Annotated in this window: 2 protein-coding genes; both read left to right on the forward strand. The window is 70.7% G+C overall.

The features are described from left to right. Positions 1 to 977, forward strand: a 977-nt coding sequence (locus B8460_RS10285) for a phosphoserine transaminase (RefSeq protein ID WP_048861510.1), incomplete at its 5' end; no start/stop codon positions are given. Positions 978 to 982: 5 nt separating this feature from the next. After that, the coding region (gene serA / locus B8460_RS10290; RefSeq protein ID WP_048861511.1) for a phosphoglycerate dehydrogenase at positions 983 to 2,557 on the forward strand (1,575 nt) is incomplete at its 3' end.

Below are 2,557 nucleotides of genomic sequence, written 5' to 3' on the forward strand. Positions count from 1 at the left end.
TCGCCATCGTCCCGGCGTCCGACACCGGCGCGGTCGAGATGGCGATGTGGTCGCTGCTCGGCGCGCGCGGCGTCGACGTGCTGGCCTTCGAGAGCTTCTCCGAGGGCTGGGCGACCGATGTCGTCAAGCAACTCCGCCTGCCCGACGCGCGGGTGCTGGGCGCGCCGTACGGCCGGCTGCCCGATCTGGCGCCGGTCGATTTCGCGCACGACGTGGTGCTGGCGTGGAACGGCACGACATCGGGCGTGCGCTTCCCGGACGGCGCGTGGATTCCCGCCGACCGCGGCGGGCTGGTGATCGCGGATGCGACCTCGGCCGCGTTCGCGATGCGGATGCCGTGGGACAAGCTCGATGTCGTGACCTGGTCCTGGCAGAAGGTGCTGGGCGGCGAAGCGGCGCACGGCATGCTGGCGCTGAGCCCGCGCGCGGTGGAACGGCTGGAGAGCTACAAGCCGGCGTGGCCGCTGCCGAAAATCTTCCGTCTCACCAAGGGCGGCAAGCTGATCGACGGCATCTTCGCCGGCGAGACGATCAACACCGTCAGCATGCTGTGCGTGGAGGACGCGCTCGACGCGCTGCGCTGGGCGGAGGGCGTGGGCGGCCTCGACGGACTGATCGCGCGCAGCGAGGCCAACCTCGCCGCCGTCGCGGACTGGGTGGCGCGCAGCGACTGGGCGGCGTTCCTGGCGGAGGACGCGGCGACGCGGTCCTGCACGTCGATCTGCCTGACCATCGCAGCACCCTGGTTCCGCGCCCTGCCGGCCGACGCGCAGGTGAAGGCGGCGAAGCGGATCGCGTCGCTGCTGGACCGCGAGGGCGTCGCCTACGACATCGGCCATTACCGCGACGCGCCGCCGGGTCTGCGTATCTGGGGCGGCGCGACGGTCGAGACGTCCGATATGCGGGCGCTGCTGCCCTGGCTTGACTGGGCGCACGCGGCGGTGCGCGCCGAATACATCGCGCAGGCGGCGGAGTGAACGCGATGCCCAAGGTACTCATCAGCGACAAGCTGTCGGCCGCCGCGGTGGAGATCTTCCGCTCGCGCGGCATCGAGACGGATGTGCGCACCGGCCTCTCGCCGGCCGATCTGCGTGCGATCATCGCCGACTATGACGGGCTGGCGATCCGCTCCGCGACCAAGGTGACGCGCGAGCTTCTGGACGCGGCGCCGAACCTCAAGGTCGTGGGCCGCGCCGGCATCGGCGTCGACAACGTGGACGTGAAATCGGCGACCGCGCGCGGCGTGGTGGTGATGAACACGCCGCACGGCAACACGATCACCACGGCCGAGCACGCGATCGCGATGATGTTCGCCCTCGCGCGGCAGATCCCCGACGCCTCGGCCAGCACCAAGGCCGGGCGGTGGGAGAAGAACCGCTTCATGGGCGTGGAGGTGACCGGCAAGACGCTCGGGCTGATCGGCTGCGGCAATATCGGCTCGATCGTGGCCGAGCGCGGGGTTGGGCTACGTATGAAGGTCATCGCGTATGACCCGTATCTCGCGGACAAGAGGGCGCTGGAGCTGGGCGTGGAGAAGGTGGAGCTGGACGCGCTGCTCGCGCGCGCCGACTTCATTTCGCTGCACGTGCCGATGACCGACCAGACGCGCAACATCCTGTCGCGCGCGGCGCTGGAGCGGGCGAAGCCGGGCGTGCGGATCATCAACTGCGCGCGCGGCGGGCTGATCGACGAGACGGCGCTGGCGGACCTGCTGCGCACCGGGCACGTGGCGGGTGCCGCGCTCGATGTGTTCGAGACGGAGCCGGCGACCGAAAGCCCGCTGTTCAATCTCGACACCGTGGTCTGCACGCCGCATCTGGGTGCCGCGACCGCCGAGGCGCAGGAGAACGTGGCGCTGCAGGTGGCCGAGCAGATGAGCGACTACCTGCTCAGCGGCGCGGTGACGAACGCGATCAACATGCCCAGCGTCTCCGCCGAGGAGGCGCCGCGCCTGAAGCCGTACATGGAGCTGTGCCGCCTGCTCGGCAGCTTCGCCGGCCAGCTCAGCTCGGCCAAGGAAGGCGTGATCCGCCGCGTCGTCATCGAGTACGAGGGGCTGGCGGCGCAGATCAACCACAAGCCGACGACGGCGGCGGCGCTGGCCGGCGTGCTGGCGCCGATGATGGACAGCGTCAACATGGTCAACGCGCCGGTCGCCGCGCGCGAGCGCGGCATCGACGTGGCGGAGACGGTGCACGAGCGCGACAGCGAGTTCCAGACGCTGGTGCGCATCACCATCGAGACGTCAGGCCAGACGCGCTCGATCGCCGGCACCCTGTTCGCCGGCTCGCGTCCGCGCATCGTGGAGATCAAGGGCATCCCGGTCGATGCCGGCTTCGCGCGGCACATGCTGTACGTGACGAACGAGGACCGGCCCGGCTTCGTCGGCCGCTTCGGCGCGCTGCTGGCCGGGGCGGGGATCAACATCGCGACCTTCCATCTCGGCCGTGCGGAGCGGGGCGGCGATGCGATCTGCCTCGTCTCGCTCGACGAGGCGGTGCCGACCGACGTGCTGGCGATGGTGCAGACCCTGCCGATGGTGCACCAGGCGACGCCG

The sequence above is a fragment of the Acidisphaera rubrifaciens HS-AP3 genome (assembly GCF_000964365.1).
Lineage (GTDB): Bacteria > Pseudomonadota > Alphaproteobacteria > Acetobacterales > Acetobacteraceae > Acidisphaera > Acidisphaera rubrifaciens.